General features: G+C 67.8%; 14 protein-coding genes. All 14 read left to right on the forward strand.

Features of this window, described 5'->3' with window-relative positions:
- The first annotated feature begins 86 nt into the window (after nt 1-86).
- The 14 genes from alaS to E5206_RS11880 all read left to right on the forward strand — a co-directional run bounded on the left by alaS (nt 87) and on the right by E5206_RS11880 (nt 14,484).
- On the forward strand, nt 87-2,765 hold the full coding sequence (gene alaS, locus E5206_RS11815) for an alanine--tRNA ligase (protein ID WP_136322643.1): 2,679 nt from the start codon (nt 87-89) through the stop codon (nt 2,763-2,765).
- Nucleotides 2,766-2,776: 11 nt separating this feature from the next.
- Nucleotides 2,777-3,391, forward strand: coding sequence for a Holliday junction resolvase RuvX (gene ruvX / locus E5206_RS11820; protein ID WP_136322644.1), 615 nt, complete (start codon nt 2,777-2,779; stop codon nt 3,389-3,391).
- Complete coding sequence (gene mltG, locus E5206_RS11825) at nt 3,388-5,109, forward strand: endolytic transglycosylase MltG (RefSeq protein ID WP_136322645.1); 1,722 nt, start codon at nt 3,388-3,390, stop codon at nt 5,107-5,109. Before ruvX ends, mltG begins: the two co-directional genes overlap by 4 nt.
- Nucleotides 5,106-6,059 (forward strand): shikimate dehydrogenase, encoded by a 954-nt coding sequence (locus tag E5206_RS11830; protein WP_136322646.1) that lies wholly within the window; start codon nt 5,106-5,108, stop codon nt 6,057-6,059. The genes mltG and E5206_RS11830 overlap by 4 nt, the downstream gene beginning before the upstream one ends.
- A 26-nt stretch (nt 6,060-6,085) precedes the next feature.
- Complete coding sequence (aroC, locus tag E5206_RS11835; protein ID WP_136322647.1) at nt 6,086-7,285, forward strand: chorismate synthase; 1,200 nt, start codon at nt 6,086-6,088, stop codon at nt 7,283-7,285.
- Nucleotides 7,286-7,380: 95 nt separating this feature from the next.
- Nucleotides 7,381-7,920, forward strand: a complete 540-nt coding sequence (locus tag E5206_RS11840) for a shikimate kinase (protein ID WP_136324108.1) — start codon at nt 7,381-7,383, stop codon at nt 7,918-7,920.
- Complete coding sequence (gene aroB, locus E5206_RS11845) at nt 7,917-9,008, forward strand: 3-dehydroquinate synthase (protein ID WP_136322648.1); 1,092 nt, start codon at nt 7,917-7,919, stop codon at nt 9,006-9,008. The genes E5206_RS11840 and aroB overlap by 4 nt, the downstream gene beginning before the upstream one ends.
- A complete protein-coding gene (locus tag E5206_RS11850) occupies nt 9,008-9,526 on the forward strand; it encodes a tetratricopeptide repeat protein (protein WP_136322649.1) in 519 nt (172 codons plus the stop codon). Before aroB ends, E5206_RS11850 begins: the two co-directional genes overlap by 1 nt.
- 200 nt (nt 9,527-9,726) lie before the next feature.
- A complete protein-coding gene (gene efp / locus E5206_RS11855; protein WP_136322650.1) occupies nt 9,727-10,290 on the forward strand; it encodes an elongation factor P in 564 nt (187 codons plus the stop codon).
- On the forward strand, nt 10,290-10,700 hold the full coding sequence (nusB, locus tag E5206_RS11860) for a transcription antitermination factor NusB (protein WP_136322651.1): 411 nt from the start codon (nt 10,290-10,292) through the stop codon (nt 10,698-10,700). Before efp ends, nusB begins: the two co-directional genes overlap by 1 nt.
- A gap of 256 nt (nt 10,701-10,956) precedes the next feature.
- On the forward strand, nt 10,957-11,556 hold the full coding sequence (gene pyrR / locus E5206_RS11865) for a bifunctional pyr operon transcriptional regulator/uracil phosphoribosyltransferase PyrR (protein ID WP_136322652.1): 600 nt from the start codon (nt 10,957-10,959) through the stop codon (nt 11,554-11,556).
- Complete coding sequence (locus E5206_RS11870; RefSeq protein ID WP_136322653.1) at nt 11,553-12,596, forward strand: aspartate carbamoyltransferase catalytic subunit; 1,044 nt, start codon at nt 11,553-11,555, stop codon at nt 12,594-12,596. Before pyrR ends, E5206_RS11870 begins: the two co-directional genes overlap by 4 nt.
- A complete protein-coding gene (locus E5206_RS11875; RefSeq protein ID WP_136322654.1) occupies nt 12,596-13,966 on the forward strand; it encodes a dihydroorotase in 1,371 nt (456 codons plus the stop codon). Before E5206_RS11870 ends, E5206_RS11875 begins: the two co-directional genes overlap by 1 nt.
- Nucleotides 13,966-14,484, forward strand: coding sequence for a hypothetical protein (locus E5206_RS11880; protein WP_136322655.1), 519 nt, complete (start codon nt 13,966-13,968; stop codon nt 14,482-14,484). Before E5206_RS11875 ends, E5206_RS11880 begins: the two co-directional genes overlap by 1 nt.
- The last annotated feature ends 3 nt before the right edge of the window (nt 14,485-14,487 follow it).

A 14,487-nucleotide genomic window follows, 5' to 3' on the forward strand; every position in this document is an offset into this window, starting at 1 on the left:
CAGCCACAACTGGAATCAAGCTTGTTCCGCAGACTACGCGCGTGGACAAAATACGCCGTGAATATTGAAGGGTAAGTAATCAGCTCATGAAGTCGCAGGAGATCACCAAGCGCTGGATCGACTTTTTTGTCAGCAAGGGCCACACCGCGGTTCCTTCCGCCTCCCTGGTCTCCAGCGATCCTTCCCTGCTGTTCACGGTGGCCGGCATGGTCCCGTTCATCCCGTACCTCACCGCGCGCGAAGAGGCCCCCTTCAAGCGGGCCACCAGCGTGCAGAAGTGCATCCGGACCGGCGACATCGAGGAAGTCGGGAAGACAGCCCGTCACGGCACCTTTTTCCAGATGTGTGGCAACTTCTCCTTCGGCGACTACTTCAAGGAAGACGCAATCAAGTTCGCCTGGGAACTGCTCACCACGGGCGTGGACGACGGCGGCTACGGACTGCCCCCCGAGCGCCTCTGGGTCACCGTCTACGAAGAGGATGACGAGGCCAAGGAGCTGTGGCTGAAGAACACCGGCGTCCCGGCCGAGCGGATCCAGCGGATGGGAAAGTCGGACAACTACTGGTCCACCGGCCAGCCCGGCCCCGCCGGCCCCTGCTCGGAGATCTACTACGACCGCGGACCCGCCTACGGCGTCGAAGGCGGACCCATCGCCGATGAGACCCGCTACGTCGAAATCTGGAACCTCGTGTTCATGCAGTATCAGATCGACAACGTCCGCTCAAAAGTGGACTTCGACATCACCGGTGAACTGCCGATGAAGAACATCGACACCGGCCTCGGCATGGAGCGCCTTGCGATGATCCTGCAGGGCGTCGAGAACATGTACGAGACGGACCAGGTCCGCCCCGTGATCGACAAGGCCGCCGCCCTCTCCGGCCGTGAATACACCTCCGCCGAGACGCCCGAAGACCCGCACCACACCGACGACGTCCGGATGCGCGTCGTCGCCGACCACATCCGCTCCGCGCTCATGCTGATCGCCGACGGCGTGACCCCCACAAACGAGGGCCGCGGCTACGTGTTGCGCCGCCTGATCCGCCGCGCCGTGCGGTCCATGCGGCTGCTCGGCGTCGAGAAGGCCTGCCTGCCTGAGCTTCTGCCGGCCTCCCGGGACGCCATGAAGGGCGTCTACCCGATCGTGGCGACGGACTTCGACCGGATCAGCCGGATCGCGTACGCCGAAGAGAAGGCCTTCCTGCGCACCATCGCCTCCGGCACGGCCCGGCTCGAGGACGCCGTGAAGGAGTCGAAAGCCGCCGGCAAGCCGCTCTCCGGTGCGGACGCCTTCGCGCTGCACGACACCTACGGCTTCCCGATCGACCTCACCCTGGAAATGGCGGAGGAGGCCGGGCTCAAGGTCGACGAGCCCGAGTTCCGCAAGCTGATGCTCGAACAGCGCCACCGTGCCCAGGCCGATGCGAAGGGCAAGAAGGGCGCCCACGCCGACCTCAGCGCCTTCCAGGAACTGCTCTCCGCCGGTGAGACCGTCTTCACTGGCTACACCGAGCTCGCGGGGGAATCAAGGGTCCGCGGCATCCTGTCCGGCGGACGGAAGGTCGCCCAGGCCTCCACCGGCGAGGAAATCGAACTCGTGCTGGCGGAGACCCCGTTCTACGCCGAGGCCGGCGGCCAGGCGGCCGACACCGGGCTGATCACCGGCGACGGCTTCGTCGTCGAGGTCCTTGACGTCCAGCGCCCCATCAAGGGCCTGAGCGTGCACAAGGCGATCGTCCGCGAAGGTGAAATCGCTGCCGATTCGCTCGTTCAGGCCGCTGTGGACCGGGAACGCCGGCACGCCGCCGAACAGGCCCACACCGGTACGCACATCGTGCACGCGGCCCTGCATCAGATCCTCGGCCCGGAAGCGCTGCAGCGCGGCTCCTTCAACAAGGCCGGCTACCTCCGCTTCGACTTTGCCTGGGGCGAAGGCCTCAGCGCCGCCACGAGGTCCGAGATCGAAGAAGTCTCCAACATCGCCATTCGCAACAACTACCGGGTGGAGACCAGGGTCATGGGCCTCGCCGAGGCCAAGGCCCTCGGCGCCATGGCGCTCTTCGGCGAGAACTACGGTAACGAGGTCCGCGTCGTGGAGATCGACGGCGCCTGGTCCCGCGAGCTCTGCGGCGGAACCCACGTCGAGAACACCTCGCTGATCGGCAGCCTGTCCCTTCTCGGGGACCAGTCCGTCGGTTCAGGAAACCGCCGTGTCGAGGCCTTCGTGGGTATGGATGCCTTCCGCCACCTCGCCGCCGAGCGGGCCCTCGTCACCGAGCTGACGGAAATGCTCAAGGTTCCGTCCGGCCTGCTCGCGGAGCGGATCGCGACCACCCTGGCCAAGCTCAAGACTGCCGAGAAGGAACTGGAGCGGCTGCGCAAGGAGCAGCTGACGGCTGCTGCCGCGCAGCTCGTCGGCACCGCCAGGGACGCCGCCGGGGTCAAGGTCATCGCGCATGACGCCGGGGCGGTCAGCGGTGCGGACGACCTCCGCGGCCTCGCCCTGGACCTCCGGACCCGCCTCGGCTCCGGGCCGGCCGCCGTCGCCGTAGCCGGTGTCAGCAACGACTGTCCGGTGATCCTCATCGCCACCAACGAAGCCGCCCGGGCCGCCGGCGTCAAGGCGGGCGCCCTCGTGCGCCTCGCCGCCGGAGTCCTCGGCGGCGGCGGCGGCGGCAAGGACGACGTCGCGCAGGGCGGCGGCACGGACGCCGCCAGGGTCGGTGAGGCGCTCACCGCCGTCGTGGATGCCATCACCCGGCGATAACGGGACCGTACATGACTGAAGCTGCTGTGCCCGGCGTCTACCCCCAGGGCGTGAAACTCGGGGTGGACGTCGGCACCGTCCGCGTGGGCGTGGCCGTCTGCGACCGCGACGGCATCCTGGCGACCCCGCTGCGGACCCTGGCGCGGAACGCGAAGAAGAACACCGACGTGCTTATCCTCGCGGCCCTTGCCGCGGAGTTGGGCGTGGTGGAGATCTTCGTGGGCCTGCCACGGACCATGAAGGGTGAAGAGCATGCCTCGGCCAGGATGGCGACAGACTACGCAAAGTTACTCGCCGGTTCGCTAAGGGACACCGGGGCCGAGGTGCCGGTGCGCCTGGTCGATGAGCGGCTGAGTACGGTGACGGCCCACCGCAACCTCCACGAAGCTGGCATGAGCAGCCGGGACCACCGTAAAGTGGTGGATCAGGTTGCGGCCGCAGGGATCTTGCAGCATGCGATCGATATGCAAAAGGCCAGGGGAACGGAGGTCGGAAGCCGCGTGTACGCGGAGTCCGCGCCGGGGCCAACCGGAGCCGGCGTTGACGCCGACCCGGCACTAAACAGTCCGGCGGTAAAGAGCCCGGCAGCGAACACCCGATCAGCAGAAGATGGAAGGCTACAGTGAGCCCGGTCAACAGTGACGACGCCTCAGGTGTTCCTTCCAGCGGCACAGACCGGCCGCTGACGCGCAAGGAGATCCGGGCCCGGGAAAAGCTCCTGGCGACCCAGACTCATTTGATCCCGCCGCAGGCCTTCGAGACCGGCGAGGATACGCGGCCCGCGGAAACGCCGGAAGCCGCGGTCCGGCCCGCGGAAACGCCGGAAGCCGTCCGGCCGGCGGAAACGCCGGAAGCCGTCCGGCCGGAGGCGCCGGCGCCTCCCGCGCCGCTCCCGCCGGCGGACGCCCCGGAGTTGCCGGTGCCAGCCCCGACCGTGCATGCAGAGCCCGTCCACGATGAGCCCGCGCCGGAAGCGCAGGTGCCTGACGAACCGGTGCCGGACCACCCCCTATACGAAGAGCCCGTGCCGGAAGAGCAGGTGCACGAGTACGCCGGCGGCGTCGCTTTCCATGCAGGGGAGCCATACATGCCCGCGCCGCAGCACGGCTTCGAAGCCCAGCATGAAGCCGACGACCATGAAGGCTACGCGGCCCATCCCGAGGACGGGGCCCACCAGTTCTACGACGGCGGGGACGTGCATCACGAAGACCCGGCCGGGTACGACGGGTCCGGCCCCGAACTGATGACAGGAGCCGCGAGTATCCGCACCGCCAAGGGCCCGTCCAAGAAGGTCCGCCGCCGCCGTCGTTTCCTGGCCCTGGTGCTGTCGCTGACGGTATTCGTGGTCGCGATCGCCGTCGGCGCGCAGTTCCTCAAACCGCTCCTCGGCGGCGACACCGTCGCCGACTACCCCGGTCCGGGCACCGGCCAGGTGACGATCACCGTTCCGGAAGGCGCCGGCCCCAAGTCGGTCGCCACAGAACTCCAGGACAAGAAAGTCATCGCGAATGCCGAGTCCTTCCTCAAGGAGTTTGCCGCTTCCGGCGGTGCGCTGAGCCCGGGTGACTTCAGCATGCGCCAGGAGATGAAGAACTCCGACGCCGTGGCCGTGCTGCTGAACAAGGACAAGAGCAAGGTCATGTACTTCGCGCTTAGTGCCGGGAAGCGGATCAGCGAGTCCCTGCAGGCGATTTCCGAGGGAACGGGTATCCCCGTGGCGGATCTGAAGGCCCTCAGCGATGCGCCGGCGCAGTTCGGCGTCCCGGCCAAGGCCAAGAACCTCGAGGGCTTCCTCTCGCCGGGCGAATTCCGGTTCCCGCTGGGCACCACCGCAAAGGACATCCTGCAGAAGCTGGTGACGGCCACGCTGGACGAACTCAAGGCACAGGGCGTCACGGATCCGGCCAAGCAGTACGATGTCGTCACCGTCGCCAGCATCGTCCAGGCCGAGGGCGGCCAGGCGGAATACGGCGACGTGGCGGGGGCGATCTACAACCGGCTCAAGCCGAACAACACCGAGACCAACGGGCTGATCCAGTCCGACGCCACCGTCACCTATGGACTCGGGATCAGGAGCTTCCACATCGACGAGGTCCAGAAGGCCGACAAGTCCAACCCGTACAACACCTACGCCAATCCGGGCCTGCCGGCGGGGCCGATCGGCTCGCCCGGCAAGACGGCCATCGACGCCGCCGCCAACCCCAAGGCCAACGACTACCTGTACTGGGTGACCATCAACCTCGACACCAAGGAAACGAAGTTTGCCAAGACGTTGGCGGAGCACAACGTCAACGTGGCAAAGTACAACGCCTGGTGCGACGCCAACCCGAACCGTTGCGTATGACCCTGCGGGCGGCGGTGCTTGGGCACCCCATCAGTCATTCGAAGTCCCCGGCACTCCACCGGGCAGCGTACGCCTACCTCGGCGTGGAGCTTGCCTACTCGGCCATTGACGTCACCGAGGCACAGTTGCCGGACTTCATGGCCACGGTCCGCGACGAGGCGCGGGGCGGGGCGGGCTGGCGTGGATTGTCGGTGACCATGCCGCTGAAGTCTGCCATGGTGGCGGAGCTGGACGAGATCTGCGGCGTGGCACGAGTCCTCGGCGTGGTCAACACCGTCGCTTTCGAACCCGGTGCTTCCGGCTCCGGCCCGTCCGGAGGAAACGGCGACATGATCCGCCTCGTCGGTTACAACACCGACGTCGCCGGCATCGTCAACGCCCTGCGGCACGCCGGCGCCGTCTCCGCGCCGAACGCGGTTGTGCTGGGCGGCGGCGGGACGGCAGCTGCCGCGATCGCTGCCCTGAAGGACCTGGGCGCCCCGGCCGTGGACCTGTTCGTGCGCGATGTCAGCCGCGCCGCCGAAGCGCGCGCCGCCGCGGCGGCCCTCGGAATTCCCCTCCAGGTGCTTTCGATCGCCGGCGCGGCCGCCACCATCGCCGCGGCCGACGTCGTCATCTCCACCCTGCCGCCCCGTGCCGCGGACCCGCTTGCCGCAGAATTGCAGCAGGAACTGCTGCGGCGACGTTCGGGGGAGACCGCCCGCGATTCCGGCAGCGCACCCGCCCCCGAAAAACCGGGCGTGCTGCTGGACGTGGCCTACGATCCGTGGCCCAGCCGGATCGCCGCCGTCTGGCAGGACGCGGGCGGCAAAGTCGTCCCGGGCCTGGAGATGCTGATCTACCAGGCGGTGGAACAGGTCCGCCACTTCACCGGACTGGGCCCCGCAGTCCCGGCCGAAGTCATAGATGTGATGTGTGACGCAGTCGGGGCCCCTCGACGAGTGTTCTAAGTGCCGGACATGGCAGGATGGATTTTATGTTGCGTTGGTTGACTGCCGGAGAATCCCATGGTCCGGCCCTGGTCGGAATAATTGAAGGCGTGCCCGCCGGTGTCGAGCTCACCAGTGCCCGGATCGGTGGTGCGCTGGCGCGCCGGCGCCTCGGTTACGGCCGCGGTGCGCGGATGAAATTTGAACAGGATGCGGTCACGATCCTCGGCGGCGTCCGCCACGGGCTGACCCAGGGCGGCCCCGTCGCCATCCAGATCGGCAACACCGAATGGCCCAAGTGGGAGCAGATCATGGCTGCCGATCCCGTGGACCCCGCAATCCTGGCCGACCAGGCACGGAACGCCCCGCTGACGCGGCCCCGGCCCGGCCACGCCGACTTCACCGGCATGCAGAAGTACGGCTTCGACGAGGCCCGTCCCGTGCTGGAGCGCGCCAGCGCCCGCGAGACCGCCACGCGCGTGGCCCTCGGCACCGTCGCGGCCTCTTTCCTGAAGCAGCTCGGCATCGAGCTCGTCTCGCACACCGTCTCGATTGCCAGCGTCGCTGTTCCGGAAGGCCGGCCGCTGCCGGTCCCGCACGACGTCCTGGCCCTCGACGCCGATCCGCTGCGCTGTTTCGACCGCGAAACCTCCGACGCCATGGTGGCCGAGGTCGACATTGCGCACAAGGAAGGCGAGACCCTCGGCGGCGTGGTCGAAGTCCTCGCCTACGGACTGCCGCCGGGACTCGGCAGCTACGTCCACTGGGACCGGCGCCTCGACTCACGCCTGGCCGCGGCACTGATGGGCATCCAGGCGATCAAGGGTGTGGAGGTCGGTGACGGCTTCCTGACCGCCGCCCGCCGCGGTTCGGCCGCCCATGACGAGATCGTCAAGGATGAAAACGGCAGGATCATCCGCACGTCCAACCGCGCCGGCGGCATCGAGGGCGGCATGAGCATCGGCGACGTGCTGCGCGTACGCGCGGCCATGAAGCCGATCGCCACGGTGCCCCGCGCGCTGAAAACCATCGACGTCAGTACGGGCGAGGCCGCCAAGGCCCACCACCAGCGCTCGGACGTCTGTGCGGTCCCCGCCGCGGGAGTCGTGGCCGAAGCCATGGTGGCCCTGGTCCTCGCGGAAGCAATCACGGAAAAGTTCGGCGGCGATTCCGTGCAGGAAACCGCCCGCAACATCAAGGGTTACCTGGACAATATTCCGGCGTCCCTGGACTCGATCGGCCAGTAGTGCCGGGCAGGCATAGTGCCGCGGCAAGGCAGCTCGCTCATGCCAGGACCGGCAAGCGCGTTCCGGACGCCCGGCCGATCGTCCTGATCGGTCCGATGGCCGTGGGCAAGTCGGCCATCGGAGCACAGCTCGCCCAGCATCTCGGGGAACCCTTCGTGGACACCGACGTCGTGATCGTGGCCGGCCACGGCACGATTGCAGATATCTTCGCGGGGCGGGGCGAACACGCGTTCCGGGAGATCGAAGCGCGGACGGTGGCGCAGGCTATCGAAGCGGCCGAGGGCAGCAACACCGTCATCTCGCTCGGCGGCGGCGCCGTCCTGGATTCCGGCACGCAGCAGCTGCTGGGCCGCTGTACCGTCGTTTACCTCGAATGCGACGCGGACACCGTCTCGGAACGCATCGCCAGGAACTCCGGCCGGCCGCTGCTGGCCGGAGACGCCATGGGGCGCTGGCGGACGCTGTTTGCCACCCGGCAGCCGGTTTACGAACGGCTCGCCGACCTGATTCTCGATGTCCGGCACGGATCCGTTACGGACCTGGCCCACCGGCTGGAAGATGCGCTGGACGAGTACACCGCCGCGAAGACCGCGGCGGACCGCACGCCAGCGGCGACAAAGGAAGTTGAAGAGTGAGCACCGAATCAACCGTCATCAAGGTCACCGGACAAACGCCCGGTGAGAACTACGACGTCGTCGTGGGCCGCGGACTGCTGCCCGGCCTGCCCGCGCTGCTGGGCGAGCGCGTCAAACGCGTCCTCGTCATCCACCCGCGTGCGCTCCGGCTCACCGGCGACACCGTCCGTGAGGAGCTGTCCTCGGCCGGCTTCACCGCGCTCACGGCCGAGATCCCCGACGCCGAAGAGGGCAAGCACATCGAGGTGGCGTCCTTCTGCTGGCAGGTGCTCGGACAAAACGACTTCACCCGCTCCGATGCCGTCGTCGCCGTCGGTGGCGGCGCCGTGACCGACCTTGCCGGATTCGTCGCCGCGACCTGGCTGCGCGGCGTCAAGGTCATCCACATGCCTACGAGCCTGCTCGGTATGGTGGACGCCGCCGTCGGCGGCAAGACCGGCATCAACACCGCCGAAGGCAAGAACCTCGTCGGGGCCTTCCACCCGCCGGCCGGCGTCCTCGCGGACCTCGACACCCTTGACACGCTGCCGAAGAACGAGGTCATCTCCGGTATGGCCGAGGTCATCAAATGCGGCTTCATCGCCGATCCGGCCATCCTCGACCTGGTCGAAAAGGATCCCGCGGCTGTGTCCGATCCCCGCTCCGACGTGCTGCGGGAACTGATCGAACGCGCCATCACCGTCAAGGCCAGGGTGGTCTCCGCGGACCTCAGGGAAGCCGGCCAGCGCGAGATCCTCAACTACGGGCACACGCTGGGCCACGCGATCGAGCTCGCCGAGCGCTACTCCTGGCGCCACGGCGCCGCCGTCTCCGTCGGCATGATGTTCGCCGCCGAGCTGTCGCGCAGCGTCGGCCGCCTTTCCGACGCCGACGCCGACCGGCACCGCAGCATCCTGGAGAGCCTGGGGCTCCCCATCACCTACCGGCGGGACCGCTGGCAGGCGCTGCTGGACGGGATGCGGCGGGACAAGAAGTCCCGCGGCGACCTGCTGCGCTTCGTTGTGCTCGACGGCGTTGCACGCCCCGGCATCCTTGACGTCCCGGACACGTCGCTGCTGTTCGCCGCGTACCAGGAGATAGCCTCCTGATGGGCACTATCCCGGGCGGGACCAGCGATTGGCCTGATGCCGGGTTCCCCGGGATCAGGATCAACCCGGACAGCCTGATGCCGCAGATCGTTAACGAGGAGGTCTGCGCCGCCGCGCTGGAAGCATCAACGGATCCCGCAGACCTGATCTTTGTCCGCCTCGTCGAGGGCCACGCGGCGGAGGCCGCGGAGCTGCTCGCCGAGGCCCGATACAACAATCCCGATTCGCTCCGGCTGCGCATCTACGAGGCGGACGTGCTGCGGGTTTCCAACCGGTACGACCGTGCCGTGGAGCTGTTCCGGCAGCTGCTGGCCGAGACCCAGGGCACCCCGGATGAGGCATCGATCCGCCAGCAGCTCGGCCGCTCCTACTTTGCCGGCGGCAACATCGCCGCCGCCGTCGAGTCCTTCGCCAAGGCGCTTGATCTCCGGGTCGCGGACTCCGCGGACGCGGCGCTGGTCTATGCCTCCGCGGTGGCCTTGCAGCGGGCCAGGGAAGTCCTGGACCTGGCGTCCTAGGGCGCGTCCGTGGCCTCTGCGGACCCCCGGCGGACCGCCGCCGGGGCTCCCGCCGGGCGCCCGTAAAGCATCCACTTGGCGGAACCGGTAGAATGGATCTTGGATTTTTGATAAATACGCGCTGGCGGGCCGCATGGCAGGCCTGCCTGACATAGCCGGCTGGAAGCTAGAACCAGTCAATAGAGAAACCAGAGGATACAGTGGCAACCACTAACGACATCAAGAACGGAACCGTCCTTAAGCTTGAGGGCCAGCTCTGGAACATCATCGAGTTCCAGCATGTCAAGCCCGGCAAGGGTGGCGCGTTCGTGCGCACCAAGATGCGCAACGTGATGTCCGGCAAGGTCGTCGACAAGACCTTCAACGCCGGACTCAAGATCGAGACCGCCACGGTTGACCGGCGCGACTACCAGTACCTGTACCAGGACGGTGCCGACTTCGTGTTCATGGACACCCAGGACTTCGACCAGCTCACCGTCCCCGGCCCCACCGTCGGTGACGCCACCAACTTCATGCTCGAGAACCAGATGGTCAACATCGCCATCCACGAGGGCAACCCGCTCTACATCGAACTTCCCCCGAGCGTTGTGCTCGAGATCACCTACACGGAGCCGGGCCTGCAGGGCGACCGCTCCTCGGCAGGTACCAAGCCCGCCACGCTCGAGACCGGTTACGAGATCCAGGTGCCCTTGTTCGTCGAGAACAACACCAAGGTCAAGGTCGACACCCGCGACGGCAGCTACCTTGGCAGGGTCAACGACTAGTGAGTGCACGCGGTAAGGCCCGTAACCGGGCCCTGGATGTTCTCTTCGAGGCGGAGCAGCGCTCCGTTTCGCCGTTCGACGTGCTGCGGTCCCGCCGCGAGCAGACCGACCAGATCGTCAACCCGTACACCCTCGAAATCGTCGAGGGGGTTGTGTCCCACCACGCGGCCATCGACGAGTTCCTCGAAACCTACTCGCAGGGCTGGACCCTCGAGCGGATGCCGTCGGTGGACCGGGCCATCCTCCGGATCGGCACCTGGGAACTGCTCTACAACGACGACGTCCCGGACGGTGTCGCTGTCAGCGAGGCCGTGGCCCTGGCTAAGACGCTCTCCACGGACGAATCGCCGTCGTTCATCAACGGCCTGCTCGGCCGCTTGCAGCAGCTGAAACCTTCGCTGCTCGCTTAAGCTCCGCGCAACTTATGAAGAGCCCCGTGCAGGTCAGCCGGCACGGGGCTCTTCCCGTGTCCGGGCGGTTGCGGCGGCAAAGTGAATCATGCCGCTGTGGCCTTGAACGCTGTGGCCCTGACCGCTGTGACCTTGGACGCATTGACCTTTCCGGCATTCCCGCAGCGGAGTCCGGGAAGTCCCGTGTGGTAATTTGAAAGAGCAAATAGTCCTTTTTTAATTCCGTCCCGTGAGGCGGGGAAAGGGGAGACGAGCTTTGACTTCTGTTCCAGAATCACCGGTTCCGGCCAAGGTTGTCCTCACCAGGGTTGTACTCAACCAGGCCGACATCGACCGCGCACTTACTCGTATCGCCCACGAAATTCTCGAGGCCAACAAGGGCTCCCAGGACCTCGTCCTGCTCGGCATCCCACGCCGCGGCTATCCCCTCGCAGTCCGCCTCGCCGCCAAGATAGCCGCCGCCGATCCCACCGTGGATGCCGCGGCGATCGTGGGCCAGCTGGATGTGACCATGTTCCGTGACGACCTTTCGCACCAGGCCATGCGCCCGCCGTACCCCACCCAGCTGCCGCGCACCGGGATCGACAACAAGGTTGTTGTCCTGATCGACGACGTCCTCTACTCGGGCCGCACCATCCGGGCCGCCCTGGACGCGATCGTCGACCTCGGCCGGCCCAGGATCGTCCGCCTCGCCGTGATGATCGACCGGGGCCACCGGGAACTGCCCATCCGGGCCGACCACGTCGGCAAGAACCTCCCCACCTCATCATCCGAGAAGGTCCGCGTCCGGCTTGAGGAAACAGACTCCGTCGACGGCGCCCCCGTCAACGAAGTGGTCATCGAGGCGGTCGCGTGAAGCACCTGCTCTCCACCGAGGACCTGAGCCTGTCCAACGCCATCCGAATCCTCGACACCGCCGAGGAAATGGCGGCCGTGGGGGAGCGGGAGGTCAAGAAGCTGCCCGCCCTGCGCGGCCGCACCGTCGTCAACCTGTTCTTCGAGGACTCCACCCGGACCCGGATATCCTTTGAGGCCGCGGCCAAACGGCTCTCCGCCGACGTCATCAACTTCGCCGCGAAGGGATCCTCCGTCTCCAAAGGGGAGTCCCTCAAGGACACGGCCCAGACGCTGGCCGCGATGGGGGCCGACGCCGTCGTCATCCGGCACTGGGCCTCCGGCGCCCCGCACCGGCTGGCAGCCACCGACTGGATCGACGCCGCCGTCATCAACGCCGGCGACGGCACCCACGAACACCCCACCCAGGCCCTGCTCGATGCCTTCACCATGCGCCGGCACTGGTCCAGACTGGCCGGCACCCCCTCCGCCGGGGCGGCCCTGAAAGGCATGCGCGTCGCCATCGCCGGGGACGTGCTGCACTCCCGGGTGGCCCGCTCCAACGTCTGGCTGCTGCGCACCCTGGGTGCCGAGGTCACCCTGGTGGCGCCGCCCACGCTGCTGCCCGTCGGCGTCGAAAAGTGGCCCTGCAGCGTCAGCTACGACCTCGACGAAACGCTCGCGAAGGGCATGGACGCCATCATGATGCTCCGCGTGCAGGGCGAGCGGATGAACGCGTCCTTCTTCCCGACGACCCGTGAGTACTCCCGGCGCTGGGGCTTCGATGACAACCGGCTCCGCGCCCTCGACAGCCTGGGCCTGAAGGACACCATCATCATGCATCCGGGCCCGATGAACCGGGGCCTGGAAATTTCCTCGGCCGCCGCGGACTCGCCCCGTTCCACCGTGCTGGCACAGGTGCGTAACGGCGTGTCCATCCGGATGGCGGCCCTGTACCTCCTGCTCTCGGGGGATACCCGCGAACCAGCCGCCACAACGAAGTCCGCCACCCCATACTCCGCCACCCCATACTCCGCCACCCCGAACAAGGAGAGCCACTGATGGCCGAACAGCAACAGGACGCAGGCAACAGCGGCGGCTACCTCATCCGGGGCGCCGCGATCCTCGGCGGAGCCGCCGAAGACCTGCTGATCCGCGACGGCATCATCGCCGGACGCGGGAAGGACCTGGCCGCCGACGGCGCCACCGTCATCGAAGCCGCGGGCCTCGTGGCGCTGCCCGGCATGGTGGACATCCACACACACCTGCGCGAACCCGGCCGCGAGGACGCGGAAACCGTGGAGACCGGGACCCGCGCCGCCGCCCTGGGCGGCTACACCGCCGTGCACGCGATGGCCAACAGCACCCCCGTCGCCGACACGGCCGGCGTCGTCGAACAGGTCCTCACCCTCGGCCGCACCGCCGGCTGGGTGGACGTCCGCCCGGTCGGCGCGGTCACCGTGGGCCTGGCGGGGGAGCAGCTCGCCGAGCTCGGTGCGATGGCCGATTCACGCGCCCGGGTCCGGGTCTTTTCCGACGACGGCGTCTGCGTGCATGATCCGGTCCTGATGCGCCGCGCGCTGGAATACGTCAAGGCGTTCGACGGCGTTGTGGCCCAGCACGCGCAGGAACCCCGCCTCACCGCAGGTGCCCAGATGAACGAGGGCGAAGTTTCCGCCGTCCTCGGCCTCACCGGCTGGCCCGCCGTCGCCGAGGAAAGCATCATCGCCCGCGACGTGCTGCTGGCCCAGCACGTCGGCTCCCGGCTGCACGTCTGCCACGTCTCCACCGCCGGTTCGGTGGAGATTGTCCGCTGGGCCAAGTCCCGCGGCGTCAACGTCACGGCGGAGGTCACGCCCCACCACCTCTGGCTCACGGATGAACTGGCCCGCAGCTACGACCCGGTCTACAAGGTCAACCCGCCGCTGCGCACCGATGCGGACGTCCAGGCCCTGCGCGCCGGCCTGGCCGACGGCACGATCGACGTCGTCGGCACGGACCACGCCCCGCACCCGAGCGAACACAAGGAATGCGAGTGGGCGCAGGCTGCCATGGGCATGACCGGGCTGGAAACCGCGCTGTCCGTGGTCCAGCACACCATGATCGAGACCGGGCTGATGAGCTGGGCCGACTTCGCCCGCGTCACGTCCAGCGCACCCGCCGCGATCGGCCGGCTCGAAGACCAGGGCCGTCCCCTCGAAGCGGGCGAACCGGCCAACGTCATACTGGTGGACCCGGCTGCGCGCTGGACCGTGGACCCTTCTAAGATGGCCACCATGGGCCGTAACTCTCCGTTTGCCGGCCGGGAACTTCCCGGCAAGGTGGTGGCGACGTTCTTCAAGGGCCATCCCACCGTCCTGGACGGCAAACTCAACACCCCCTACCGTTACCCGGCAGATGCCACCGGGACCGCAACGGCGGGGCGGAACTGATGGACAGGCTCCTCCCGGGACTGGCCATGCTGGCCTTCGCCGCCGTCGTCTTCGTACTGCTGGGCATCGGCTGGCGGAACCGCCTGCGCCGCCAGTCCGACGTCGACCCCCTTCCCCCGGTCCCCGCGGAACTGGGCGCAGCCCTGGCCGCAGCCGAGGGACAGTACGTCGCCTCGACCACGGCGGGCGACTGGCTGGACCGCATCGCGGTCCACAACCTGGGGCTCCGCACCAACGCCGAGCTCAGTGTCCACCCCGAAGGCGTGCTTTTCGAACGCCACGGCGCCGGCCCCGTGTTCATCCCGGCCGGACGGCTGTCCGGGGTGCGGCAGGAGAGCGGCATGGCCGGAAAGTTCGTGGAGAAAGACGGGCTGCTGGTGCTCAGCTGGCGGCTCGGCGCCCGCGAACTGGACTCCGGGTTCCGCACCCGACGTGCCGAAGACAAGACAACCCTCCTGGCGGCTTTGCAGGAATTGATCTCCGCAGCCCCCCAGGCAGATACCGATAGTGGAAAGTAACAA

It is taken from the genome of Arthrobacter sp. PAMC25564, assembly GCF_004798705.1.
Lineage (GTDB): Bacteria > Actinomycetota > Actinomycetes > Actinomycetales > Micrococcaceae > Arthrobacter.